The 23,747-nt window shown below is 51.3% G+C and carries 23 protein-coding genes, 1 tRNA gene and 1 CRISPR repeat array; of the genes, 10 read left to right on the top strand and 14 right to left on the bottom strand.

Annotated features, from left to right (window positions below; translation table 11 throughout):
• The first annotated feature begins 557 nt into the window (after positions 1-557).
• The 3 genes from ACQK2Q_RS16065 to ACQK2Q_RS16055 all read left to right on the top strand — a co-directional run bounded on the left by ACQK2Q_RS16065 (position 558) and on the right by ACQK2Q_RS16055 (position 2,852).
• Positions 558-1,829: a tyrosine-type recombinase/integrase gene (locus ACQK2Q_RS16065; RefSeq protein ID WP_425410758.1), complete on the top strand. Its 1,272-nt coding sequence runs from the start codon at positions 558-560 to the stop codon at positions 1,827-1,829.
• Positions 1,826-2,518: a hypothetical protein gene (locus ACQK2Q_RS16060; protein ID WP_425410757.1), complete on the top strand. Its 693-nt coding sequence runs from the start codon at positions 1,826-1,828 to the stop codon at positions 2,516-2,518. Before ACQK2Q_RS16065 ends, ACQK2Q_RS16060 begins: the two co-directional genes overlap by 4 nt.
• A 94-nt stretch (positions 2,519-2,612) precedes the next feature.
• On the top strand, positions 2,613-2,852 hold the full coding sequence (locus tag ACQK2Q_RS16055; protein WP_425410756.1) for a helix-turn-helix transcriptional regulator: 240 nt from the start codon (positions 2,613-2,615) through the stop codon (positions 2,850-2,852).
• Between the two features lie 16 nt (positions 2,853-2,868).
• On the opposite strand, the gene ACQK2Q_RS16050 is transcribed toward ACQK2Q_RS16055, so the two are convergent.
• From ACQK2Q_RS16050 to cas9, 4 genes are all read right to left on the bottom strand, one after another.
• Positions 2,869-3,636, bottom strand: coding sequence for a TetR/AcrR family transcriptional regulator (locus ACQK2Q_RS16050; RefSeq protein WP_425410755.1), 768 nt, complete (start codon positions 3,634-3,636; stop codon positions 2,869-2,871).
• A gap of 166 nt (positions 3,637-3,802) precedes the next feature.
• Positions 3,803-4,168: direct repeats of the CRISPR family, unit length 36 nt; unit sequence GCCGTGGCTTCCCTACTGATCTTTCCGTGGTAGGCT.
• Positions 4,169-4,225: 57 nt separating this feature from the next.
• Complete coding sequence (gene cas2, locus ACQK2Q_RS16045; protein WP_425410754.1) at positions 4,226-4,555, bottom strand: CRISPR-associated endonuclease Cas2; 330 nt, start codon at positions 4,553-4,555, stop codon at positions 4,226-4,228.
• Positions 4,552-5,457, bottom strand: coding sequence for a type II CRISPR-associated endonuclease Cas1 (gene cas1, locus ACQK2Q_RS16040; protein ID WP_425410753.1), 906 nt, complete (start codon positions 5,455-5,457; stop codon positions 4,552-4,554). The genes cas2 and cas1 overlap by 4 nt, the downstream gene beginning before the upstream one ends.
• Positions 5,430-8,723, bottom strand: a complete 3,294-nt coding sequence (cas9, locus tag ACQK2Q_RS16035) for a type II CRISPR RNA-guided endonuclease Cas9 (protein ID WP_425410752.1) — start codon at positions 8,721-8,723, stop codon at positions 5,430-5,432. Before cas9 ends, cas1 begins: the two co-directional genes overlap by 28 nt.
• 223 nt (positions 8,724-8,946) lie before the next feature.
• On the opposite strand from cas9, the gene ACQK2Q_RS16030 reads away from it, so the two are divergent.
• A complete protein-coding gene (locus ACQK2Q_RS16030) occupies positions 8,947-11,082 on the top strand; it encodes a GmrSD restriction endonuclease domain-containing protein (RefSeq protein WP_425410751.1) in 2,136 nt (711 codons plus the stop codon).
• Here the strand turns inward: ACQK2Q_RS16030 and ACQK2Q_RS16025 are convergent.
• Positions 11,079-11,330 carry a helix-turn-helix domain-containing protein gene (locus ACQK2Q_RS16025; protein WP_425410750.1) on the bottom strand — a complete coding sequence of 84 codons (252 nt, stop codon included), beginning with the start codon at positions 11,328-11,330 and terminating at the stop codon, positions 11,079-11,081. The two genes, ACQK2Q_RS16030 and ACQK2Q_RS16025, sit on opposite strands and share 4 nt — an antisense overlap.
• Before the next feature lie 99 nt (positions 11,331-11,429).
• Between ACQK2Q_RS16025 and ACQK2Q_RS16020 the strand changes: the two genes are divergently transcribed.
• The 3 genes from ACQK2Q_RS16020 to ACQK2Q_RS16010 all read left to right on the top strand — a co-directional run bounded on the left by ACQK2Q_RS16020 (position 11,430) and on the right by ACQK2Q_RS16010 (position 13,556).
• Positions 11,430-12,398, top strand: a complete 969-nt coding sequence (locus ACQK2Q_RS16020; protein WP_425410749.1) for a hypothetical protein — start codon at positions 11,430-11,432, stop codon at positions 12,396-12,398.
• Positions 12,399-12,988: 590 nt separating this feature from the next.
• Positions 12,989-13,270, top strand: coding sequence for a type II toxin-antitoxin system ParD family antitoxin (locus ACQK2Q_RS16015; RefSeq protein ID WP_425410748.1), 282 nt, complete (start codon positions 12,989-12,991; stop codon positions 13,268-13,270).
• The gene (locus ACQK2Q_RS16010; RefSeq protein ID WP_425410747.1) at positions 13,239-13,556 is read left to right on the top strand and encodes a type II toxin-antitoxin system RelE/ParE family toxin; all 318 of its coding nucleotides are present in this window, start codon (positions 13,239-13,241) and stop codon (positions 13,554-13,556) included. The genes ACQK2Q_RS16015 and ACQK2Q_RS16010 overlap by 32 nt, the downstream gene beginning before the upstream one ends.
• A gap of 167 nt (positions 13,557-13,723) precedes the next feature.
• Here ACQK2Q_RS16010 and ACQK2Q_RS16005 read toward each other — a convergent pair.
• The 8 genes from ACQK2Q_RS16005 to rpmI form a co-directional block, all read right to left on the bottom strand.
• Positions 13,724-13,799: transfer RNA gene (locus tag ACQK2Q_RS16005), tRNA-Thr, on the bottom strand.
• Positions 13,800-13,894: 95 nt separating this feature from the next.
• Entirely contained in the window at positions 13,895-16,303 is a 2,409-nt protein-coding gene (pheT, locus tag ACQK2Q_RS16000) for a phenylalanine--tRNA ligase subunit beta (protein WP_425410746.1), read from the bottom strand.
• Complete coding sequence (locus ACQK2Q_RS15995; protein WP_425410745.1) at positions 16,300-17,178, bottom strand: NAD(P)-dependent oxidoreductase; 879 nt, start codon at positions 17,176-17,178, stop codon at positions 16,300-16,302. Before ACQK2Q_RS15995 ends, pheT begins: the two co-directional genes overlap by 4 nt.
• 5 nt (positions 17,179-17,183) lie before the next feature.
• Positions 17,184-17,663, bottom strand: a complete 480-nt coding sequence (locus tag ACQK2Q_RS15990; RefSeq protein ID WP_425410744.1) for a hypothetical protein — start codon at positions 17,661-17,663, stop codon at positions 17,184-17,186.
• A gap of 7 nt (positions 17,664-17,670) precedes the next feature.
• The gene (gene pheS, locus ACQK2Q_RS15985; protein WP_425410743.1) at positions 17,671-18,747 is read right to left on the bottom strand and encodes a phenylalanine--tRNA ligase subunit alpha; all 1,077 of its coding nucleotides are present in this window, start codon (positions 18,745-18,747) and stop codon (positions 17,671-17,673) included.
• A gap of 241 nt (positions 18,748-18,988) precedes the next feature.
• Positions 18,989-19,303 (bottom strand): UrcA family protein, encoded by a 315-nt coding sequence (locus tag ACQK2Q_RS15980; RefSeq protein ID WP_425410742.1) that lies wholly within the window; start codon positions 19,301-19,303, stop codon positions 18,989-18,991.
• Between the two features lie 204 nt (positions 19,304-19,507).
• Positions 19,508-19,864, bottom strand: a complete 357-nt coding sequence (gene rplT / locus ACQK2Q_RS15975) for a 50S ribosomal protein L20 (protein WP_425410741.1) — start codon at positions 19,862-19,864, stop codon at positions 19,508-19,510.
• A gap of 12 nt (positions 19,865-19,876) precedes the next feature.
• Complete coding sequence (rpmI, locus tag ACQK2Q_RS15970) at positions 19,877-20,077, bottom strand: 50S ribosomal protein L35 (protein WP_425410740.1); 201 nt, start codon at positions 20,075-20,077, stop codon at positions 19,877-19,879.
• Positions 20,078-20,454: 377 nt separating this feature from the next.
• Between rpmI and ACQK2Q_RS15965 the strand changes: the two genes are divergently transcribed.
• Positions 20,455-21,432 (top strand): aspartyl protease family protein, encoded by a 978-nt coding sequence (locus ACQK2Q_RS15965; RefSeq protein WP_425410739.1) that lies wholly within the window; start codon positions 20,455-20,457, stop codon positions 21,430-21,432.
• A 64-nt stretch (positions 21,433-21,496) separates the two neighbouring features.
• Complete coding sequence (locus ACQK2Q_RS15960; RefSeq protein ID WP_425410738.1) at positions 21,497-22,816, top strand: amidohydrolase family protein; 1,320 nt, start codon at positions 21,497-21,499, stop codon at positions 22,814-22,816.
• Positions 22,817-22,842: 26 nt separating this feature from the next.
• On the opposite strand, the gene ACQK2Q_RS15955 is transcribed toward ACQK2Q_RS15960, so the two are convergent.
• The gene (locus tag ACQK2Q_RS15955) at positions 22,843-23,301 is read right to left on the bottom strand and encodes an Lrp/AsnC family transcriptional regulator (protein ID WP_425410737.1); all 459 of its coding nucleotides are present in this window, start codon (positions 23,299-23,301) and stop codon (positions 22,843-22,845) included.
• 133 nt (positions 23,302-23,434) lie between these two features.
• Here ACQK2Q_RS15955 and ACQK2Q_RS15950 point away from each other — a divergent pair, with 133 nt between their 5' ends.
• A complete protein-coding gene (locus ACQK2Q_RS15950) occupies positions 23,435-23,710 on the top strand; it encodes a DUF6356 family protein (RefSeq protein ID WP_425410736.1) in 276 nt (91 codons plus the stop codon).
• The last annotated feature ends 37 nt before the right edge of the window (positions 23,711-23,747 follow it).

Raw genomic sequence — 23,747 nt, 5'->3', positions numbered from 1 at the left:
TCACGACAATAGATGACGGAGCGGCCGCAAATATCGCACTTCGTTACGGCCGTAATTCTGGTATTTTAATTCTTAATTTTTATCAGCCTTACGCTTTTGCAGATCACAGCGTCGTCTGGAACGACAACGCTGCGCCGGGCTTTGAAGAACTATCTCTTTCCTCGGCCGGCGCCGGTTTGCGCCTCACCTTCCCGTCGTCGATTTATGCCGCAGTATAAATTGCAAAACCGCTTGACCGCACGCCATTCACTCAAGGCGACAGGGACTGGCGCGGCTTTTTTTCAATTTCGAAAAGCTTTTAAATGCTTAATGAAAATGGTGCCGCTTGCGTGACTTGAACACGCGACCCCATCATTACGAAAATTATCAGGGCACAAATCACCGTTTTCGCCACACTGCGCTGATTTACTATAACAAACTGATTTTATTGATGATTTATGGCTTGTTTCTTGCTATCGTTTAACACCGATAGCGCCATGAAACGCTGCATTTTGTTACCCATGTGTTACCCAGAATGACTTTTAGATTTTGGGTAACAAACCGCCGGAAGCTTAGAGATGCCAAAGCTTACAAAGCGATTTGTCGACTCACTCGTCACCAATCCGGGCGACAAAGACGTTACCCATTGGGACAATTCCCTAAAGGGATTTGGCGTGCGCTTCCGTTCAGGAAAATCAGGGTCGTGGATCGTCATGTATCGGACCCAGGAAGGCCGGTTGCGTAAGCTCACATTAGGCCGTGTGGGGAAGCTCACCCCAGATGAGGCGCGCAAGGAAGCCCGGCAAAAGCTCGCCGAGGCGGATAAGGGCAATGACCCTGCGGCAGACAAGGCGGCAGCGCGTAAGGCCATGACGGTCGGCGAGCTTTGCGATTTTTACGTCACGGAATCGAAAACCTGGCTGAAACCTTCAACCCACGCAAACAATGTCACTTGCATTGAATGCCATATACGCCCGCTTATTGGCGGGCGCGCCATTGCACGGTTGACTGTTGCTGACCTTGCGAAAATGCAAGCGGATATTGCCGCCGGAAAAACAGCGAAAATGAAAAAGCGTACTGGGCGCGGGGGCAATACGACAGGCGGAAAAGGCGCAGCTTCGCGAACATTGGCGATAATGAGCGCCATATTCGAATTTGCGCGCAGAAATGGTTTTGTTGAAAATAATCCCGCGCGACTTGTGAAAAAATACCCAAGCCAAAAACGCACACGGTTTTTCAGTCTTGATGAATTCGTAGCCCTCGGCGCCGCTATGCGTGAGGCGGAGGAAGCCGGAGAGAATTCAACGGGTATTGCTGCGATAAAAGCGCTGGCGCTTACCGGATGCAGGCGCGGCGAAATTCTGAGCCTTCCCTGGGGTTGGTTTGATGCAAAAAATTTCTGCATTCGTTTTGGCGACACAAAAACCGGCGCCCAAATGCGGCCCATCGGAAAATCCGCCGTCGAATTTCTCCAAAGCCAGCCGCGCAACGAAAATATCGAATGGATTTTCCCGGCGAAAACCGGAGATGGCTATTTTATCGGCCTGCCGCGCGTATTTGAGCGGTTATGCGCGCGGGCGGGAATAAAAGACGCGTCAATTCATACATTGCGCCATAGCTATGCGTCCGCTGCGGCAGGGCTAGGCTATTCCGAGCTGACCATTGCCGGTTTGTTGGGTCACTCCCTTTCAGGCGTAACGGCCAGATATGCGCATATGCCGGATAAAGCCCTATTGGCGGCGGCGGATATTATTTCGCAAAGAATTCTCGACGCATTAAACGGCAAGGGCGACGCGGAAATAATGGAATTTCCAAATAAGCCGACTTCCCAATTGGAAATTGCGCCATGACGCCCCAGGAAGCGCACAAATCGGGGCTTTCGCTGAAAGACGCGCTCGATAAATACGGGATTTGGCGGAGATACAATAATAAGGAATATTCGCCGCCCCATGAATTACCGGATAATTGGGAAAATGACCCCGCATATTTAGGCGGCGCAATTGGCAATCTAGTCGATGCTGCTTTTGAGCCCGGCAGGCGCAGATATGAAGTTCAACAGGAATTCCGGCGCCAATTAGAAAATGGCAAATTAATTGGAATTGGCTATTTATCGCCCCGACAAATAAACCATGCGCCGCAATTAATTCCGGCTGATATTTGGCAATTAGGGAAAATCAATTTCGAGAAATCGGAAATTGAAAATGAAAGCCTGAAATTCGAAGGCGTCCGTATAATTAAGCCCTCTAAAAATAAGAAAATTTCCGGCAATAAGCAAAGCCCGAAGGTCGCCGAATTACGAAATCCATCACCCAACCCGGTTGGGCGGCCATCTTCACGCGAAAAAATCTTTGCGGTCTATGAGGAATTAAAGAGCAACGGAAAAATCGATTTTTCAAAACCGATGACGCACGCCTATCCGGCCATTCGCGCACATTTAGTCGAAAAATATGGAACCGAAAAAGGCTTTAAGAACGAAGCTATACGGATTGCTATTACTAAAGATTTCCAAGCCGAGGCCGAAAGGCTGAATTCCACCTGAAAACTATAAATTCAAACGGCATTTATAGTCCTTTTTCTGGGCAGCGCGGTTTAACAAACTGCTGGCGTAAGTCAGCGTTTGTAGGAGTCAGTATATGCCGGATGGAGTAGGACATGAGCCGAAAGGTTATCCGCCTGATTATCTAAATCAGCTCTTATGTGAGAAGGATGCAGCGTCGTTCCTGGGCTACACAATTCGCGCCTTACAGAATTGGCGCTTGAGAGGTGGCGGTCCGCAATATGTGAAAATCTCAGCCCGTTCTATCCGCTACCGCCGCCGCGATCTTTTAGCCTGGGTAGAGTCGAAATTGCAGAATAATACGTCAGAAAGATAAGGGGCGGTAATGGCAATTATAAAACCGTCACCTTGCCGCGCCGACGCGGCGTAAGTTTTTTCTTATTTGGCGCCTCTTTCTTGTTTATTGCAGGCGCTTCTTCCGGTTCATTTCCGGCAATAACCGTAACCTTCGTAATTTTCCCTTTAATATCAGGCCTTACGCCAATATGAGTGGCCGCCACTGCACAAAGTGAATTTAACAAATCATCGCTGTCCAATTTCATTGTCGCGCTCTTTGGCATCAAGGCAGTGTCATTTATCGCCGCAAAAACGATTTGTACCGCTTCCCGAATTTTTCTCACGCGAATTTTCTTTTTAGACGTACCCTTGAAAATATTCCCAGCCGTTACGGCGACGTATTCGCGATAATTCTCATATGGTTGCAGCGCATCCTTGTCCGTCGCGCCTAATTTTAAAGTCGCCCGAATAATTCCCGCATTTTCCGGAGTGCTTATTTTCGTAATTATATACGATAGAAATTCCGATAGTGATATTTGGCCGTCAGAATTTGAAAGGCGATTTTGCAACCTATTTTCCAGCCCTCTAAATGTTGCCGAAACTAATTGGCGCAAATAGGTGCTTTTATCTTTGTAGCGATAATAGAATGCGCCAACCGAGCACCTTGCCTCTTTTGCAATTCTGGCAATTGAGACGTTTTCAAAATCAGCATTAGCCAACAATTCAAGTCCCGCTTTTCGAAGGGCTGCCGCGCGTTGGTCCTCTCCGCCTTGCTTAACGCTGCGTCGCTTTTTTCGGATGCTACGGTTGAGCAGAGGGGCCATTTGAAGCGCTCATCCTTATAGTTTGGTAGAGTTGAGTAGAGAATGTAACACAATATATTATAGAATCCGAATTCTAATTCGTTCTAAACTTCACCCCCTTCGCCGCTTAAATTCTGATCTGAAAAGAACGTGTTAAGCTAATCCAAATACGGAATGATGTTTTTACGCCGTGGCTTCCCTACTGATCTTTCCGTGGTAGGCTATCCCTCGCCTTCAATTTTCTGTCCGCATCGCCGTGGCTTCCCTACTGATCTTTCCGTAGTAGGCTATGGAATTGCGTCCTGATATGTATCACTCAGCCGTGGCTTCCCTACTGATCTTTCCGTGGTAGGCTGGCGGTCTGCAGATCGAGGGCAACGAGTTCGCCGTGGCTTCCCTACTGATCTTTCCGTGGTAGGCTAAAGCGATATTGATTAGAGTTGAACTTAGAGCCGTGGCTTCCCTACTGATCTTTCCGTGGTAGGCTGCAAACGCATGGATGGCGCAGCGCGTTCAGGCCGTGGCTTCCCTACTGATCTTTCCGTGGTAGGCTCGGTTCGCTGTATCAGCTTGTTTTGTTAAAGATTTTTGCGTTTCGAGATGCAAAAATTCAGAGCAAAACAAGCTGGTCAGCTCCCTTTTTCTCTGTATTTTTTGCAGTCTCCAAGAGCAATTTCATGCGTCCATACTGTTTATCAGTGACCTGGAGGCACCTTACAGAGCCCGTTTTAGGGAGCGCGCCTTTGATTCTGAGCGTGTGTTTTTCCACAGCATCCTCGCCTTTGCAAAGCCGAGCATAAACGGACCATTGCAACATTATAAAGCCATCTTTTTTTAGATGGGTGCGAAATCGGGCAGCCATTTTCCTTTGGGCGGGCGTACTAACCGGCAAATCAAAAAAACACATCAACCACATGAATCGCGCCTCCTCAGGTTTCATAGGAGTCGCTGGCCAACAGTAAATTCCGGCATGGACAATATGCTGGGATCGCCCGCGCGCATTGCGGTGGTCAACTTCTGAGCCGTTCTTTCTGTTGCTAACAGAAGGCTTAGGCTCTCGCCGTCTAACATCACTGTTTCAAACGGCACCTGCGCCATGGCCTGACGATCCTCTTTCGTCAATTCCTGATCTGGCGGGGGCTCATTCCCCAACAGCTTAAGGGTCATGTAATCCACAAACGGTCGAAACGGCTCAATCAAATCATCGGCAAGGTTGAAAGCATTTGTCACGCTGGCATGATGCAAACCGAACGCAGGAATTAGTCCCGAAGCGGAAAGGCTGCGCGCCAAACATGCTCGAACAACCGCATATCCATAGTTGAGAGCAGCATTTCGCCGGTCACCAAAATCTGCGCGCCGAAAGTCTTTGAATAAAGCTCCCCAATATGCACGCGCTGCTCGCGCCTCTACATTGCTTGGATCACCGGATTTAACTTGAGCAACCATCGCCTTAAGCGCAGCGGCTTCAGTCTCAGCTTTTTCCGTTTTAAGTATAGAAAGCACGGCAGCTTGGTTGCGAACCTTTTGCCTGACAATGGCTTGCCAAGCGCGCTTCTTAAACGGTTGCGTTAAAGAGGTTTGCAGGTGAGCCGTCTCTCCCTGTTTCCAGTGCGCTTGAAAGGGAAATGCGATCCCGCACGGAATATGTTTTTCGTCAGATTGAAGAATAGCAATTCCGGCATTGAGGATTGCGGCGAATACTGATCCGGTAATAGTTGTTTGTCGCGTATCGAGGATAAGATAAGCTATATCCTCAATGAGGAAGGTGACTTCCTCTCCGTCCTGACTGACGACGAGCTGACTCTGCCGGAGACTCAGTCCGGCAGGGTTGCAGATATGCACACCTCGCCATGCCACAATCTCGGCTCCGCCTTGATTTCAGAACAGTTTCCCAGCCTGTCTACTGAAAATTTCCTAAAGCTAAGCAAAGATCGTGCCCCTATGCCTAAGCGTTCCTCTTGAAGCGAAAAATGAGGGGAAATCGTCAGTGCGCTAGTGCTTCTGCTAGTCCCACGATAATATCCGGCAATAACTTCCCCATCGCTCTTAATCACCTCAATCCAGCAGAGCGGGTGTAGGCTGAATTTGAACAAATAATCTACTGTGATTTTCTCCCACTCGCTTTCCGCTTTGTTTGCGACAATTGCCAAATTCGGCGGCGCCGGATAATCACGTTTATCCATCACTTGGTGCGGGTAAATGGGAACAAGATAGAATTTCTCCCGTCCTTTCTTATCCGTTTTTGAAAACACATCGACTCGGACCATCTCACCTCTATCGGCGGTGGCTTTTTTGTCCAAAAGAACCGCAGGCCTTTTTCCTTTGTCGATAATGCGTACTCGCCGGATTGGATCGCCCGTAGGGCCAAGCGGCGGGTTTTGCTTAGAGGCGCCATTTAGCGCCCACTCTGCAATCGACTCTATAACTTTCTTCGACCGTTCAGGCCGTTCAAATTTTTCCGCTATCAAGGCTTCCAACTGCACAGGATTCCCGTCTGCCTTTTTGACGAGCCCTTGCACGAGTTTTTCGGGTGTTTCTCTAATAAAAACCTGTTCTGTTTCGGGGGAGAACCCACGAATAGTCGCCTCATGACCTTCGCCGCGTGCGCGGCGGCGTTCGGCGCGGGAACATGTAACTGCGCCAAGAGCATTTTTGACTTGCTCCCTAAACTCAGTCCAAGGAAGGTCAAGTCGTTCAAAATGGCGTGGTTTTCCTAATTTTTCTGCATTTTGAGCTGCCCTTGTTAGTCGATTCAGCATCCCTTCGCTTGTGGCCGCGACGACGATTGCGTCCAGCGCATGATGCCTGTCGTCATTCATCCGGTTTCCGGCTTTATCTTTTTTAAGCCCTTCAAGTCCCCACCCGCGCCGCAGAAGAGATGTGACACCGCCGGACCGCGCTCTAACGCGGCGTATAGGGTTGCCGTTTTCATTCAATTCTATGGGATAAACGGCCTCGATTGCCTGCAATATTACCTTCGCCGCCCATTTGGTGTCGTTTAAATTTCGCGTCCGAAAAGCTTCTTCTTTTTCTTTGGCGTTTTGCAGCAAATAATTTCGCTTCTTAATGCCCTTCATTCCGTGCGGATCGCGCGCGCCAGGTCGAGACTCAACGCGAGCAACATAACTCTCCCAATCCAATCCATCCTCATGCATCCACTCGTAAGGTGTTCTTCGTTTCTTGTTTTGGTTTGCCCAAGCGGTGCAGAGAGTCAGATTAACGTAAGAATTATCCCCAAATCGGCTCCATGGCAGAATATGGTCAATTTGATAGGATACACCGTCAAAAAGCTTGTTAGGATCGATTGGGTCATCTGTGTAGAGACATTTCCACCCTTGCTCCTGCGCAAGTTCATATACTCGCAATTCGCCCTTTTGGGGGCGCCGCCCAAAAGTATCTTCAAACTGCTCCGCCAGCTTATCCATTTCACGATTTCGCCGCTCAAGGCCGCTTGTCAATTTTGAGCGTTCCTCGGGGCTTTTTCCCATTTCGCGCGCAAGCTCAATATTGACCTGCCCAGGCAGGCTTCCAGCAAGGACAGGATGTTCGTGACACAAAGTCACAAACTGTTTGACGGCCTCAATGGCCGCCTTTCGCGCAACAGGAGAGTTGATGGGCGATTTATCTTTGTCCGCCAATATGGCGATGATGGCCTTGCGCTTTTCGGTTAGCGACGCCTCCTGCAATTGTTGACGAAGGCGGACGAAAGGCGACATTTCCGGGGCGGCGTGATCGTAACCTGCCTGCTCGCAGGCGTCGGAATAGACAAGGCCAATGCGAAGACCGGGAATAATTTTCCGGCAGGCTTTTGCGGAAATATGCGCCGCCCCGGTTGCAAAATGAAACGCATTATCTTTCACACCTTGCATAAGGCGTGAAATCGTTTCTTGGGAAAGGCCGGTTTCCTTTAGGCCCTGCTCAATAGACTCATTCGTTTCGCGGAAGGCTATTTTCGCAATAGCGTCATCAAGCTGTTCAATTGGAGTTTTATCGTACAGTTCTCCAAGAACTGCGCGCATTGTGTATGTTCCTTCCGCCCCACTCTTCTTTCTCGCGGAAACATCCCGCTTCTCAGCGTCATTTCGTTCTTTTTCTCCAAGCGGAAGATCGCGAAATCGCCCATCATCGCTCAGCTTCAAAAGCGAGCGAACCTTCTTAAAGGTAAGCGATTTATTGATGCCAAATGCATTTTCTATTATGGCGATTTCTTCGGGTTTTAGGTTGTCAGTCTCCCGTTCAGGATCATCAATACGCAGATGCACAAGAGACTGAAGCAAGCGAAAAAGCTCGAACGATGGCGCATATTTGGAGGCACGCTTTTCGCCCTCTTCAAATGGACAAAACCTGACAAGGTGTTCTGAGTCCTGTAACGCCTTTCGAGCAAAGGCTATGTCGCAATAAGCGATTTCAAGCTCTTTTGTTGCAAGCTCATTCCTCAGTTTCCTTTGCGCGTCAAAAATAATTGAAATTTCTGCGCGCAGCCAATCTCTTTTCGGCGTTCTGTCATAAACTTCATTGCGATTCCGCTTGCGTTTTGAAAGTTCTGAATCGCATTGCAAGGCCTCTCCGAAAGTTCTGTACGGACCAATTCTTACAGCCAGCCCCTCCATGGCCTTCAACGCCTTTTGATCGTCGCCAGCGACATTCTTTTCGCCGCCTTTGCGGTTAGATTGAAAACCCGCATGTTTGGCGATGTGCCCTAAAACCACAGCAAGCTCTGCGCCCGATAATTGGCGTTGTAAGGCATCAGCGCGCAAGCTCCATGGCGTTATGCCCTGGTCATCGACGGTCGCTTGTCCCGGCGTTTCATTTAACGTTTTGAGAAGCGTGTGGAACAGGTCTTTTGATTGCGCTTTTGTCAGCCCATGTTCAAAGCAAAGGTGCCTCACCTCACTCATGCGTTTCGCTTTGCGGCTAATGACCCGCCGCAAGCTGCGCTTTTCCTGTCGGATTTGATTTTTTGGTTTTCGTTCCTTGTCTGTCTCTGGTGCATCGAATAAACGAACGCCAGCCCCGCTAATGGATTCGGCTTCCATATCGAGTATGGCCCATCCGTTCGAAGCGATACCTACATCCGTTCCGAGACAGAGAGATTCTTTAACCTTCATTGTTCCTCCGGGAGGCGCTTTTTTCTTGCATTGCTGGAAAGTATTAGGCTAATTATTGCCCCGGAAAGATCAGTAGTGAAGTCACGGTAAGTAATTTCATTACGAAGAATCACCCCCTGCGGCTTGCCGTGGGGGGGATTTTTTTGCCAATTTACGCTTCGAGTAAGCGTTTCTCCATCGTTCCAGAGTATTTCCCTGAATACTGCTTAAAGGCGCGAGGCACATGAAAATCTCTACAATTCTCGATAAAATTGATGAGCACCAGTTATTCGTACCGGCGTTTCAACGAGAATATGTGTGGAAAAGAGAGGATGCGAAGCAGCTAATCGACTCTCTCATCAAGGAATACCCAACAGGAACGATGCTCACATGGGAGACGAATGCGCCGCCTGAGTTGAAGGGCGACCATGATTACGATGATAGGCAAGGCGCTGTTAGAATATTGCTGGATGGGCAGCAACGCATCACGACGCTTTATATGCTAATCAACGGCGTCCTGCCGCCATACTACAAGCTTGAAGAAATAACGCAGGACACACGCGGCCTTCATGTGAACATTGAGACGCTTGAACTCGAATATTATTCAAAAATCCGTATGGAAAATGACCCGCGCTGGGTAGATATAACAGATGTTTTTAAAAAGAACGTGCGTGCGCAAGGCGTGTTGAAAGCCTTGCGAGAACAGGGACGCGAATTATCCGATGATGAAGAGGATAAATTTCATGACAATGTCGCCAGCATTTTGAGTATCCTTGATCGTGAATTTCCAGAACAGACCGTACCTATCAAAGCAACCATTCGCGAAGCGATAGATATTTTTTACAAAGTTAATGCGGGCGGGGTGTCGTTGACGGATGCAGAATTGGCGCTTGCGCAAATATCTGGATATTGGCCCCAGGCGCGCGAGCGCTTCAAAAGGAAATTGGATTCGCTTAAGAAAAACGGCTTTGTATTTAAGCTAGATTTTGTCGTCTATGTATTGCTGGGCGTGCTGTATCATGAAGGCTCAAAGATGCAGAAGCTCCACCCGATAGAAAACGATACGCCCATGCGGGAAGCTTGGGAGGTTTTGGAAAACAAAGTTCTTGATTATGTTGCTAATCTTCTGCGCTCTCATGCATTCGTAGATCATACGGACGAAATTAACTCAGTTTATGCGCTCGTTCCAATCATCGTGCATTGCTTTGATAAGAATTGTGACCTTTCACAAACAGAAGTTCTGAAAATTGTGAAGTGGTTTTATTATTCCCAAGCAAGGCGCCGGTATGTAAATCAGCTACCACAAAAACTGGACCACGATTTAAAAATTGTGCTGGAGTCGCCGTCGCCGTTTGATCGGCTTCTGGACGTAATCCGAGAAGAACGTGGCGGCAATCTCGCCATAACGGCTGGAGAGTTTGAGGGGCGCGCTGTTCAGCACCCGCTGTTTGCGCTCTTGCGCTGGCATCTAAAGAGTCGAAACGCAATCTGCTTGACAACTGGCGTCGCAATTCACAAGCCCATGGGTGAAAAGTATCAACTTGAATACGATCATATTTTCCCATTTTCAAAGCTCAAAGCCGCAGGCTATGGCAGGGGCAACCGAATAAAGTATGCCTTGGCGCAAGAACTGACCAACCGCTCAATCCTGACGCAATTGGCAAATCGATCTAAAGGTGCAAAGAGTGCGTCCGAATATTTAGCGGATGTGCAGAAGCGTTTCCCCAAAGCATTGCAGTTGCAATTAATTCCAGAAGATCAAGAGCTTTGGTCCCTTGATAATTACGAACTCTTCTTGAAAGTGCGGCGTCAAGAGCTTGCTGATAGCTTGAATGCATGGCTTGACGGTATTGTTGATAGCGCCACTCTTGAGGAAGAAGCGACAATAGAAGATCTTATAGCCGAAGGTGAAAACGAAGATTTGGAGCTTAAAGAAACGCTGCGATGGGATGTCCGCGAAAGTAAGGTCAACAAAGAGCTAGAAGGCGTGATTATGAAAACAGTCGCCGCCTTTGCAAATGCGCATGGCGGCACACTCATTATCGGAGTAAAAGACAAAGGGGAAATCGTTGGCTTGGAAAACGATTATAAAGCTTTGGGCGGCGGCGATAGGGATAAATTCGAGTTACACCTAACAAACCTGTTTCAAAAACATTTTGGTGAAAGCTTTACGGCTACTAAAGTCAAAGTGGATTTTCCATTGGTTGCGGGGCTTGAGATATGCCGAGTAGAAATTTCGCAGGCCAACAAGGCGACATTTATCAAGCTGGCCTCCAAGGGCGGGCAACCTCAAGATAAGTTTTTTGTGCGGAGCGGGAATTCGTCACAAGAGCTGACGGGCGAGGAAGCTCAGTCCTATATCAAAGAGCGATTTGTCTAGCCGCATTTTTTCTTGGGCTTCTTGTTTCTTGTCGATTCGATATCAGGTGTCAGTAGCTCCAGATAATCGACGCCAAGCGCCTGCGCCAACTCATAGAGTGAAACGATTGTAGGGTTTCGCTGACCGCGCTCCAGCCCGCTTATATATTGCTGGCTAAAACCGGAGCGTTCTTCGATTTCCTCTTGCGTCAGACCGGCCTCGCGCCGTAGACGCGCAAAGTTCCGACCAACAAGAGAGCGAATATCCATGCTCTAGGCATGGCGTTGTTGGTAAGGAATTATTATCAACTATAATATGTATTTCATCTCTGCTTATGTTGGCCTTCTGACCAATTGGAGAGCGAAAATATGGCAAACGCTATTTTAACGATGTTTCGCGGGCTAAATCTAAAAGCGTTTGTCGCAAGCTTGGGGCTGCTTGGATTGTGGGCGAGCGAAGGCCTCTGTTCGGAAGTCTCTGGCGTCTATATCGATGCGTCTCCCCATCTTGTTGAAATGGTGCAGATCGTAAAAACGCCTGATGGGCGAATCGCCGGGCGCATCGAGTCCACAACGCTTGACGATAAGGGCAAGCTGAAAACATATGATTTTGCGATTGAGGGCGCCGCAGACGGCAATCAAGTCACGCTTTCGGCGCGCTCCATTTTGTTCAACGGGGATATAAGTCTGAGCGGGTTTGTGGACGGCGATCTATTGGACTTGTCGGGAGCGGGCGAGCATCGAACTTACCAGAGAGCGGATACATACGCCTATCAAATTGCGGTGACAGGCTTGCAGGCGCAAGCTGGACACATACAAGCTGCACTCTCTGCGGATAAGGCTACGAAGAACCATAGCGAAGTAACGGAAATATTGAATAAACTTCGCGCGAAGGCGCCGGACATAAATCGACAACTCGATAAAGCCGCCGAGTATTATGAAAAACTCTACAAACGTCTGCACAATCGGCGACGCGCGGCAAATACTTATTGGAACATGGATAGCTTTGATGGATTGGCCCGTCAGGCGGACCAGGAAGCTTTGCAAGTTGAAAACGAAATTCGCCGCGTTGATGACGATGTACGGCGGCTGTTCGATAATTTGAAACAAGACATCAAACGAGCCGATAAGCTAACGGCTTCCGTGCAGACTTATTGCGTTGACCACAGTGCGGATAGCGGCAGAGGGCTTTGCTCCGATACGGCCGTCAAAGAGCAAGAGCTGACTTCTCTAAGCGACGGATTACATGCAGCGTTTGATACATTGGCGGCAAGGAAAGAACAGGCCTCAATCGACATCCCACCGGGGCAAAAACTCCTGAAAAAGATTTTTGACTAGCTATTTAATTTCATCGGCTAACGAAGTAACCGTCATCCGTTAGCGCTTTTCGAACTGCGTTCGTTTGCCCAGGATCGCTTGCGCCTTGTGTAAGCGCCCACTGCACGGCCTGGTCCCGAACTCTACGTATAGCCTCCTTATCCTCCTTTTGAGGTAGGGGCCATTGCTCCCGAACGCCATCCTCGACGAATTCAACAATAAACTGACCGTTACTTGTTCTTGCCGACATACGCTTAGTCGCATAGCGCCTATCGCCCCTACCGCGACGGCCAGATTTAAGCGCAGCTTCACTCATCGGGGCTTTTTCTAATTTGAATACACGACGCAATACGTCATCTTCGGTTTCACCAAAAACACCTCTGGCGGCGATCTCCCGCCAAACCTCTTCAGTTATGCGGATTGTTCTCATTCCACTTTCCACTATTTCACTTCTTTTTAAGTAAAATATCTTACGAGATACAAAGTGGCAAGCGGAATCTCAGCTAAAAGTTTGCTTGCATACGTTAATGTGTATGCATAGGGTTGCTAAGATGACAATCTTTGCCAATATATGCCATAATGGTCACTGTTGAGACCCCGGAGGCGCCGTCATGGCCACGATGAACATTTCCCTGCCGGACGAACTGCGCGGCGTTGTCGAGGCGCAGGTTGAGACCGGACTATATGCAAACGCCAGCGACTATGTGCGGGCGCTGATCCGCGCCGACCAGGAGAATCGGGATAGGAAGGCTCGCCTTATGGCGATTCTCGACAAGGCAGAGGGTGAGATTGCGGCTGGCGATTTCCTCGAACTCGGCTCGGATGAGGATGTTGCGCGTTATTTCCGGGCGGTCAGAAAACGTGGCAAAGCGAAGAAAACTGCGGCTGAGTAAGACGGCTCAAGGCGATATTGAGAAGATCGACTATTATTCCTTTGAAAAGTGGGGCGCGAAGACCGCAAACGCCTATATGGCGGGGCTTGAGGCGCGGCTAACCGCACTCCTTGAAACCCCTTTGCTAGGCATAGACCGATCCGACCTGCGCCCTGACTGCCGCGCTCGCGTCTCCGGCAGTCACGTCATCTATTACCGGATTGAGGATGAATTCATCTATATACTGACGATCCTGCATCACAGCCAGGATCATGAGGCGTTCTTGCATGAAGCAGCCGAAGATTAAGCTTCCAGGCTGCTATCAACTTGCGCGCAAAAAAACTGACGCTCTCTATGAAATTTATTTTGCACCCATGAAATGCATTTCGTTTGTTACCCCATTGTTACCCAGGCGCATAAGCGAGATAGTGGCAATATTGAGAACGAAGTAACTAACTGTTTTTATTTGGAAAATGGTGCCGCTTAGGTGACTTGAACACCTGACCCCATCATTACGAATGATGTGCTCTACCAGCTGAGCTAAAGCGGCGAACCAAAAAAGAGGGCGCGTCATAGCTTGACGGCGCGCATTGTGCAAGCCGGTTTTCAACGCCCGCAGATTATTGGCGGCGCTATTAAAACCGATCAGGCCCTGAGAACGCCGCCTGTCGCCTTTTCGACCTGGGCGATAATGCGTGCGCCGACCGCCTCAATGTCTTCATCCGTCAGCGTCCGCTCGCGCGGTTGAATCAGAACCTCGACAGCAAGGGATTTCTTGCCCTCCGGTATGCCCTTCCCCTGGTAGACGTCAAACAGTGAGACACCCGCAATCAGTTTCTTGTCTGCGCCGCGCACCGCTTTCAGCAGAATTTCGGCGGCGACATCGTCCGCAACGACAAAAGCAAAATCGCGCGTCAGCGGCAAAAATTCCGAAGCGTCGAGCGCGGCGCGGGTTTTTGTCGGCTTTTTCTTTGATGCGGGGATCGCATCCAGAAAAGCCTCAAATCCGTAGACAGGCCCGTTTACATCCATGGTCTTTAATACGCGCGGATGAATTTCACCGAAATGCGCGAGCGCTTTTGGCCCCAACTGCAAAGCCCCGGACCGGCCGGGATGGAAATAGTCCGGCGCCTCCGCAGTCGTCTGCAGACTAGCGACCGGCGCGCCGGCCGCTTCAAGCGCGCTGAGCGCATCCTGTTTCACCATGAAGACATCAGCGCTGGGGGCCGGCCCCTGCCAGAAGCGCGGCGGGTGAGACAACCGGGTCCCGGCGGCGGCGTTGACATGACCTTCCGGCGCGTCGCTGCGATAGATCGGCGCGACTTCGAAGAGTGCAAGATCGCTCCGGCCGCGATCGGCGTTGCGCTGCAAGGCGGCGATGAGATTGGGCAAGATAGACGGACGCATGACGCCTAGATCCGAAGCAATCGGATTGGACAGAACAAGTCCGCTGGCCCGCCTTTCATCTGACGATGCAAACAGGTCCGCATATTTTTCGTCCATGAAAGACCATGTGACGACTTCCAGCATGCCCCGCGCCGCAAGCCCCCGGCGCGCAAGACGACGGCGGTCCTGACTTAGAGTCAGTTTCGGCGTTTCGACGGCGGAGCGCAAAGGCAGCGTCTCTGTGGGCAGTTGATCGAACCCTGTGATGCGCGCAATTTCTTCTACAAGATCGGCTTTGCCTTCAATATCCGGACGCCAGCTTGGAACATCGACCTGCCACGGATCGCTTTTGTATATGGTGAAACCAAGCGCAGTCAAAATGCGCTCGCACTCTTCTGGCGGCACATTCAAGCCGGTCAGCCTGTTGACTTCCGAAGATGGAAACAACACCGTTTTATCCGCCTTAGGGATATCGCCGGCAAGCTCGATCTCGCTTGCGCTCCCGCCACAAATATCAAGAATATTCTGCGTCGCCATTTCCATACCGGGAATGATGAATTCTGGATCAACGCCCCGCTCGAACCGGTAACGCGCATCAGTGTTCAGACCGGTTTTGCGGCCGGTTTTGGCTGTACGTAATGGATCGAAATAGGCGCATTCCACGAAAACATTCACTGTCTCATCTGAACAGCCCGTGCTTTCGCCGCCGATCACCCCGCCGAAACCGAGAACGCCATTATCATCCGCGATCACAGTCATCGTCTCGTCGGCTTCATATTGCTTGCCGTCGAGCGCCAGAAACGTTTCGCCCTTTTCGCCAAGGCGCGCGTGAATGACGCCTTTCAGCTTGTCCGCGTCATAGACATGCAGCGGCCTTGCGCGGTCGTAAGTCAGCAAATTGGTGATATCGACAAGAGCGCTTATGGGCCTGAGACCGATGGCGCGTAATTTGTCCTGCAGCCATTTTGGACTTGGTCCGTTTTTGACACCCTTGATATAACGTCCCGCAAAAGCCGGGCATGGCGTATTTTCAGGATCGTCAAAACGCAATTCAATTTTCTGCGGACTTTCGAACGCGCCCTTGACCGGTTTCGGCTCCGGCGTGATCAGCTTGCCGAGGCTCGCCGCCGCAAGATCGCGCGCCACGCCGTTGACACCATTCGTATCCGGACGGTTGGGCGTCACTTCGAAATCAATGACGGGGTCATTCGCGCCAAGCCACTGCGCCACAGGGTCGCCGACTTTCGCCGCGTCCGGCGCCTCGATAATGCCGTCATGATCGTCGCCAAGCTCAAGCTCGCGGACCGAACACATCATGCCATGGCTTTCGACCCCGCGAATTTTCGCCTTCGACAGCGTAACATCAATACCCGGGACATAAGCGCCGACCGGCGCGTAGGCGACCTTGATGCCCTCGCGCGCATTGGGCGCGCCACAAACAATCTGCATCTCGCCGTCTTTCGTGGCGACCCGGCACAGTTTCAACTTGTCCGCATCAGGATGTTTTTCCGCATGCAGCACCTCGCCGATAGTGAAGGCGGCGAGACGCTCCTTGGGGTTCTCGACACTCTCAACCTCGAGGCCGACAGCCACCATGGCCTCAACGATGTCATCGAGACTGGCGTCTGTTTTCAAATGCTCCTTGAGCCAGTTCAGCGTAAATTTCATCGATTTTCCGTCTGTTTCAGAGCTTTTGTAATCGTCATGATGTCTTTGTCAGCGTCGCCCGCCTGCAAAGCTTTCTCGCAGGTTTTGCGCATGGTTTTCGCGCTGGGCGTTTCTGCGCCGACGCTGTGCGCCGCTTCAATCATCACATCCAGCGAATAAGCGACGTTTTTCACCGCCGCCTGCGGCGCATAATCTTCGGCGATAGCGCGCGGCAGTTTCATTCTCAAAAAGTCGTTCGCCAGCGGACCATTAAGAATGACCTTAGAATAAAGCTCGAGATCGAGACCGAAGCCTCTTGCAAAATTCACTGACTCCGCAAGACCGCTCATGATCCCGGCAAGCTGCAGATTGCTTGCGCTTTTCATGGCCATGGCGCCTGGAATGGCGCCGCAGAAAACGGTTTCCTTGCCAATCGCATCAAATACCGGCTGGATCTTTTTGACAATTTCTTCGTCGCCCGCCGCCATGATCAGCAATTCGCCCGCTTCAGCAGGAGCTTTTGATCCGGAGACCGGCGCCTCCACATAAACACCGCCGGATTTTGCGATTGCCTCGCCAAGTCCTTTTGAATAGGCCGGCGTCATGGTGGCGGTATTAACGACAATGCGATCCGCCAAATTAATCTCGAAAATGTCGTTAGTCCGGCCCAGCACCGCGTCCGTCGCCTCGCCGTCATTCAGCATCAGGATGATTGCGTCGGACTGGGCGAAGACTTCCGCGACCGATCCGGCGACCGTTACTATCGAATTTTCAAACTGACGGCGCGGCCCAGCGCTACGGTTATAAACGGTGAGCGGCAGCCCGGCGCGCGAAATATTTTGCGCCATGGGCACGCCCATCACGCCTAACCCGACAAGGCCGATGCGGAGAGCCATGATTACTAACCTACCCTTTGTTTCTTTCGAGCATTTCTTTCTCTCTTAATTTCAGGATCGGAGTTCGGCACTATTTCAACACAATCCCAATCAGTTGCAATTACACAACTCCAGCCATCGTTATTCATAAATGTGATAGGACTTTCTTTGCTCCAGCCATGACCGCGAACTTCAAAAGTCGTTTTTGCAGGCCGCTTTTTTCCTGCATCCCACAGCTCAGTCAGCCCATGCTCATCCAAGACTCGAAAAGCCATTACTGAAGAGAAGTAGACCCCGTAAATGCTCTCATCTGTTTTGCAAAAAAGCTTTATCTCAAGAGACCGGCCATCCCAATCATTTGCGTCCTCAAGTTCATATTCAACACCCTCTTGAACATAAATTGCACTTAGTTCACCAAAATATTGCACGCCTATTATGAGCACATCGTCATTTTCAAACGGCGTTTGCCAACGGCGGAACTCCAAAGGATAAGTCGCGACAGTCATTATCGCGCTACCTGCTTAATCCCGTTGCGAGGTTTGGCTGGTCGACGGGGTCGAAACCGTAATGCTCCAGCCATCGGGCGTCGGCGGCGAAAAAGTCGCGCAAATCCGGGATGCCGTATTTCAACATGGCGAGGCGATCGACTCCCATGCCCCAGGCGAAGCCCTGATATTTGTCCGGGTCAAGGCCGCAATTGCGCAAAACATTCGGATGCACCATGCCGCAACCAAGAATCTCCATCCAGTCAGCGCCCTGGCCGAAGCGGATTTCCTTTCCTACGCGCTCATAGCCGATGTCCATTTCCGCCGAAGGCTCCGTAAACGGAAAAAAATGCGGGCGGAAGCGGGTTTTAACATCATCAATCTCGAAGAAGGTTTTGACAAACGCCTCGAGCGTTCCTTTGAGATGCCCCATATGGGCTTGTGTATCTATCACCAGCCCTTCGACCTGATGGAACATGGGCGTGTGGGTCTGATCGGAATCACAGCGGTACGTCCGGCCGGGAATGATAATCCGGATCGGCGGTTTCTGATTCATCATTGTGCGGATCTGCACCGGCGACGTATGCGTACGCAGCACCATGCGCGAGCCGTCCTCTTTCGGCTCAAAGAAAAATGTGTCGTGCATTTCGCGCGCCGGGTGATCAGGCGGGAAATTAAGCGCGGTAAAATTATGGAAATCGTCCTCAATGTCCGGCCCTTCAGCGACGTCGAAACCCATGGCGGAGAATATAGCCACAATCTCTTCCGTCACCTGCGACACCGGATGGATTTTACCCTTCGGCATTGGCCCGACCGGCAACGTTACATCAACTTTTTCGGTCGCAAGACGCGCATCAAGCGCGGCCTCCTCAAGCGCAGCTTTCTTTGCCTCAATTGCGTCAGTGATACGGGCCTTAAGACCATTCAGGGCCGGGCCCATTTCCTTGCGCTCTTCCGGGCTCATACGCCCAAGCGTTTTCATCCGCTCGGAAACCGCGCCTTTTTTACCGAGCGCAGCGACGCGAATGTCTTCCAGCGCGCTTTCGCCGTCCGCTGAACTGATCTTAGCTGTCAACTCGCTTTCAAGTTTTTCAATGTCGGACATGTCGTCCGTTCTCCAATTTCCCATTTACAAAAAAAGCGCCATCCTCGGATGACGCTTACCGGCAGATACCGTTTCGGTCATCCGTTCAATCGGCGCTCCTAAAAAACAAGTCGGATTTCAGCATGACGACACGGCTCCGCAGCTTTCGATGGTTCTCAATATAAAGAGCGGGCCCTGTTGTCGAGGGCCCGCTTTACGCAACAGATCGCATCCGGTGAGAGGAGGCGACAGACGGTATGAATCAGCGCGAAGCAATTCGACCGATTTCCGACGCGCCTTCGGCGAAAGTTGTAAACGCCGGATCATCGACCTGCTTCACAGCATTTTTGACGGTAAACTTTATACAACTTACCATTCTGCTTCGATAAAATGGCGCGCCGCGAAGGTCTTTTTTGCAAACTTCGAGCGCGGCGCTTTCGATTTCGGCATACAAGGTTTCAATATAAACAGGATCAGCCAGCCGATCCCTGTCGACATTCAGCATCTTTTCGGCGGCGGATGCGGCGCCTAGACTAAATGAAAATGCTGCAGTTGCAAAAAACAAAGTCCGGATCATTTCTGTTTCCTTTCAAAAGGTTAAAAGAATGTCCGGGCGTCTCCTGTGTTCTCTATGACCGCTTTATGCTGCGATGCACAATACATAAACGGTTCGGCGTCTGGCGCAAGATAAAAATTATCAATTGTTATATTTTTTTGAAGTGAAATAAAAAGGCGCCTGGTGTCAAGCGCCTTTCTTATTCGTTTTTCAACCGAAACAGCCTTATGCGAGTGCCGCTCTCGCTTTTTCAGCCAGGGCCTTGAACGCCTCGGGCTCCTTCACCGCGAGATCGGCGAGCACTTTGCGGTCCACCTCAATCCCGGCGCGGTCGAGCCCGTTGATAAATCGGGCGTAGGTGAAATCGAGCTCGCGGCAGGCGGCGTTGATCCGCTGAATCCACAGAGAGCGGAAATTGCGCTTGCGCGCGCGGCGGTCGCGATAGGCGTACTGTCCGGCCTTTTCCACAGCCTGGTTGGCGACGCGGAAAGTGTTTTTGCGGCGGCCGTAATAGCCTTTCGCCTTTTTGATGATTTTGCGATGGCGGGCGTGGGCGGTAACGCCCCGTTTTACACGTGACATGTCAGGGCCTCCTTACCGGTTATAGGGCATGTATTTCTTAACGATCTTCGCGTCGCAATCCTCAAGCACATCCATGCCGCGATTCTGGCGGATCTGCTTGGGGCTTCGCTTGATCATCCCGTGACGTTTGCCGGCAACGCCGGCCTTGACCTTGCCTGTGGCGGTCATCTTGAAGCGCTTTTTAGCGCCCGATTTGGTCTTCAATTTGGGCATTTCGCTTTTCCTACTTATTCCCCAGACAATATGGGGGCCCTTTCGGGCGCGTAACAACACAGCCAAGGCATGCCATTCCCGTCATCCGGGGCCCGGCGGCTGGTTTGAAGGCGCGGGTTATAGCGCGGCGGACACTGAAAACAAGGGGTTTCGCGCACGGCGCCGGAAATTAGTAAAGTTTGGCCTATAATTGTTCCAAGAACTTATGGCGGACCGATAGACAGCTGCGCAAGCCGACAAAAGCTTCACGTTCGCGAGATTATGGCAGCAAAAGCAACATTAATTCCGCGCCCCCATAGTGACAGCCCGGAAATTGGCGGCATAACATTTCCATCAGGCGGGTGCGCAATATCATTCCCGGGGAGGGTGACGCGCAAATGATGTTACAATGGATTCGGCCGCTGGGCGCTGCGTTTTTGGCGTTGGCGCTCCTATCTTGTGCGACGGCTCCAACACGTCCTGCAGGTCCGCCTCCAACGCCGATCGCCGAAATTCCTTATCGAATCGATTATCAGGGCTGGATCACCGTCGACACGATGGTAAACGCCTCGGGCCCTTATGATTTTATCGTCGATTCGGGCGCGACAATCACTTCCGCTTTTGAAAATCTCGCCAGCCGACAAATTTTTGAACGAAGCCCCCGGCCTGACATTCGCATACTCGGTCTCACAGGGGCGAGAAAACTACCGGCCTATGTTCTTGGCGATATAGAGATCGCCTCGGAACGATTGGAAAATCATGTCGGGGTCATATTGCCAGACTGGGCGCCGCCCAACACTCCGCCCCAGGGCATTATTGGGCTCGACTTCTTAACCCGCTACGACATTCTATTCGATGCGTCGAGCCGCACAATGCGTCTTTACGCAAAGGAGACGGAATCCGATGCGATCGTCGGCAATTGGGCGCGCGCGCCGCTTGAATCCATGATCGTCGATGAAGAATCGCTTCCAATCTTTCGCACGGCGGCCCGGGTGCGCGGCGAGTCTATACCTTGCATCATCGACCTGGGCGCATCGGGTACGATTTTTAACTCAGCGGCGTATCGCGCCATGACAGGCGGACTTTATGTAGACAGGCAAGGCATGGGCGGTTTCTCCACCGGCACGCGCATTCAGGACGTTTTCGATACGTTTGACGGCGCTCGGCCCGTTAAAATTTCCAAACTGCAAATCGGCAACGGAACGTGGTTCAATCACGTCGCCATTGTCTATGACGCGCAAATATTCACTGAATTCGGCGTGCAGAACCGCCCTTTTTGCCTGGTTGGAGCAGATGTATTCGCTGATAGAAGTTTTCTGCTCGACTTTGAAGATGAAGAAATCCGGATTGGCCCGCGGCGTCGCCGCGAGGGATAGCGGCTGGCGCATATCTTTCAATCCAACTATCATTATCTCATTGCAATGAAATGTGGGGGGCTCAATGCCACAGAAAAATATCACATGCGCATTCGCGGCCGTTTTGCTTTTTTCGAGTGCTAACGCGGCCGATTTTGCGATCGTTCACGCCGGCAAACTCCTGGCTGAGCCTGGCGGCGATGTCGTTGACAACCAATCAATCATTGTCAAAGACGGCCGCATCACGCGCATTGCCGACGGCTATTTAAACGCCGAGGTCGTTGACGCAGGCGCTGATGACTCAGTCACCATTCATGACTTGAGATCTATGTTCGTCATGCCCGGACTGATCGACGGCCATGTTCATATTACATCGGAAAATAATCCTCAGGGGCGATTGCAGAAGGTGCAAATGTCCGGCGCAGACGTGGCGATTATGGGTGCCGGGTTCGCCAAAAAAACACTAACGGCGGGCTTTACTACTGTCAGGGACCTCGGCGCCGGCACGAGCGATGCGATTTTTGCGCTGCGCGACGGCATTGCGCGCAATGACATCATTGGGCCGCGCATCTTTGCAGCTGGTTCAGGCATTTCCGTTACCGGCGGTCATGGCGATGGAACGCAAGGCTATACCGATGAAGTCGCGCAGTTGCTGCATTCCTCAGGCGTTTGCGACGGCGTAGGCGAATGCCGCAAATCCGTACGCGAACAGGTGCGCCGCGGGGCGGACCAGATCAAATTGACGGCGACGGCCGGGGTTCTCTCCAATACAGCCGCCGGCCTTGAACAACAGTTCTTCGACGATGAAATGACTGCAATCATGGAAACCGCCCATTCCATGGGAAGGCGGGTCACCGCACACGCCCATGGCGTAAACGGGATAAATGCAGCCTTGCGCGCCGGCGTCGATTCCATAGAGCACGGTACATATCTTGATGATGAGTCCATACGCCTGTTCAAACGCAACAACGCTTATCTGGTCCCGACAATCCTCGCGGGCGTAACGGTTGCTGAATGGGCGGACGATCCGGATTCGTTTCTGCTGCCGCCACAGCGCGCTAAGGCCGCGGAAATAGGGCCGAACATGATCGATATGGCGCGCCGCGCCCATCAAGGCGGCGTCCAGATCGCATTCGGAACAGACAGCGGCGTTTCAAAACACGGCAATAACGCACGCGAGTTTGCTCTATTGGTTGAAGCCGGCATGACGCCGATGGAAGCAATCCGGTCGGCGACGATTGTCGGCGCGGCAAATCTTGGCAAGTCTGATGATCTGGGGTCGATTGCGCCCGGCAAGCTTGCCGATATTGTCGCCGTTGACGGCGATCCGCTGGCGGATATTACCGAACTGGAGGACGTGGATTTCGTCATGAAAGACGGCGTTGTTTATAAATCGCCGCAGTAGAAGCGCCGCAGCAGCCGTCTCCTCACTCACGCATAATCCAGCGGCAGCTCCGTAGTCGATTTCAGCGTTTCCATGGAGAAGCTTGACCGCACGTCCGAGAAGTCTGCGGCGGCGATAAGCTTTTTATAGACACTATCGAACCGCTCCATGTCCGGACAGACGACTTTCATCAGATAGTCAGTCTCGCCGCTCATCCGGTGAAGCTCGACGACTTCCGGGATGCGCCGGACCGCGTCAGCAAATTTCGCAAGCCACGCCTCATTATGCTGGGCGGTTTTCACCATCACATAAGATATAAGCCGCAAATTCAGCGCGGCGGGATCGACCACCGCCACGCGCTTCACAATCGCACCGTCCTCTTCCAGCTTTTTGATACGCCGCCAGCAAGGTGTCTGCGAAAGGCCGACCGAATCAGCAATTTCACTAACTGGCGTACTGGAATCGCGTTGTAATATCGCCAATATGGCCTTGTCCGTCCTGTCCATTCTATTATTTATAGGTTTATTAGAAAATTTTTTCAATCATTAGTTTTTCTACGCATTTAAATAGAATAAATTTTCAAACTGCGGCGCTATGATCTGAGCCAGCAATATCGCCAAACTGGGACGAACCTGAGCCATGATCAAACGCGCATTTACCGAACATCCGGAAAGCGTTGGAGAAACCTATTTCCAGCATATGGGCATGGCTTTTGGCTTTGGCGGTAAAATGGTCATTTCCGGCGCCGCCTGCCTCTTGCACGGTCTGTTTCCTTTTCTGTTCAAATGTACCGGGCGAAAATGCATTGAAGAGCTGCATCATCGTATGGTGACCAATCGCGTTGCGCGCGCATGTGATGATGAAAGCCTTCCCTCCATTGAGCGCAAGACCGAATGCCTTCAAGCTGCTGAGTAGCGCACCCGCTATAAATTGCGCGCACTCGCAACCGGCT

The organism is Hyphococcus sp. (genome assembly GCF_965228385.1).
GTDB lineage: Bacteria > Pseudomonadota > Alphaproteobacteria > Caulobacterales > Parvularculaceae > Hyphococcus.
Note: the sequence above shows the minus strand (reverse complement) of the source record. Positions and strands in the feature narration are given on the sequence as shown.

Bases quoted from the DNA above. Each gene is read 5' to 3' on its own strand.
- ACQK2Q_RS16065 (WP_425410758.1), top strand. From the start codon at position 558: ATGCCAAAGCTTACAAAGCGATTTGTCGACTCACTCGTCACCAATCCG.
- ACQK2Q_RS16060 (WP_425410757.1), top strand. From the start codon at position 1,826: ATGACGCCCCAGGAAGCGCACAAATCGGGGCTTTCGCTGAAAGACGCG.
- ACQK2Q_RS16055 (WP_425410756.1), top strand. From the start codon at position 2,613: ATGCCGGATGGAGTAGGACATGAGCCGAAAGGTTATCCGCCTGATTAT.
- ACQK2Q_RS16050 (WP_425410755.1), bottom strand. From the start codon at position 3,636: ATGGCCCCTCTGCTCAACCGTAGCATCCGAAAAAAGCGACGCAGCGTT.
- cas2 (WP_425410754.1), bottom strand. From the start codon at position 4,555: ATGAAACCTGAGGAGGCGCGATTCATGTGGTTGATGTGTTTTTTTGAT.
- cas9 (WP_425410752.1), bottom strand. From the start codon at position 8,723: ATGAAGGTTAAAGAATCTCTCTGTCTCGGAACGGATGTAGGTATCGCT.
- ACQK2Q_RS16030 (WP_425410751.1), top strand. From the start codon at position 8,947: ATGAAAATCTCTACAATTCTCGATAAAATTGATGAGCACCAGTTATTC.
- ACQK2Q_RS16025 (WP_425410750.1), bottom strand. From the start codon at position 11,330: ATGGATATTCGCTCTCTTGTTGGTCGGAACTTTGCGCGTCTACGGCGC.
- ACQK2Q_RS16020 (WP_425410749.1), top strand. From the start codon at position 11,430: ATGGCAAACGCTATTTTAACGATGTTTCGCGGGCTAAATCTAAAAGCG.
- ACQK2Q_RS16015 (WP_425410748.1), top strand. From the start codon at position 12,989: ATGGCCACGATGAACATTTCCCTGCCGGACGAACTGCGCGGCGTTGTC.
- pheT (WP_425410746.1), bottom strand. From the start codon at position 16,303: ATGAAATTTACGCTGAACTGGCTCAAGGAGCATTTGAAAACAGACGCC.
- ACQK2Q_RS15995 (WP_425410745.1), bottom strand. From the start codon at position 17,178: ATGGCTCTCCGCATCGGCCTTGTCGGGTTAGGCGTGATGGGCGTGCCC.
- ACQK2Q_RS15990 (WP_425410744.1), bottom strand. From the start codon at position 17,663: ATGACTGTCGCGACTTATCCTTTGGAGTTCCGCCGTTGGCAAACGCCG.
- pheS (WP_425410743.1), bottom strand. From the start codon at position 18,747: ATGTCCGACATTGAAAAACTTGAAAGCGAGTTGACAGCTAAGATCAGT.
- ACQK2Q_RS15980 (WP_425410742.1), bottom strand. From the start codon at position 19,303: ATGATCCGGACTTTGTTTTTTGCAACTGCAGCATTTTCATTTAGTCTA.
- rplT (WP_425410741.1), bottom strand. From the start codon at position 19,864: ATGTCACGTGTAAAACGGGGCGTTACCGCCCACGCCCGCCATCGCAAA.
- rpmI (WP_425410740.1), bottom strand. From the start codon at position 20,077: ATGCCCAAATTGAAGACCAAATCGGGCGCTAAAAAGCGCTTCAAGATG.
- ACQK2Q_RS15965 (WP_425410739.1), top strand. From the start codon at position 20,455: ATGATGTTACAATGGATTCGGCCGCTGGGCGCTGCGTTTTTGGCGTTG.
- ACQK2Q_RS15960 (WP_425410738.1), top strand. From the start codon at position 21,497: ATGCCACAGAAAAATATCACATGCGCATTCGCGGCCGTTTTGCTTTTT.
- ACQK2Q_RS15955 (WP_425410737.1), bottom strand. From the start codon at position 23,301: ATGGACAGGACGGACAAGGCCATATTGGCGATATTACAACGCGATTCC.
- ACQK2Q_RS15950 (WP_425410736.1), top strand. From the start codon at position 23,435: ATGATCAAACGCGCATTTACCGAACATCCGGAAAGCGTTGGAGAAACC.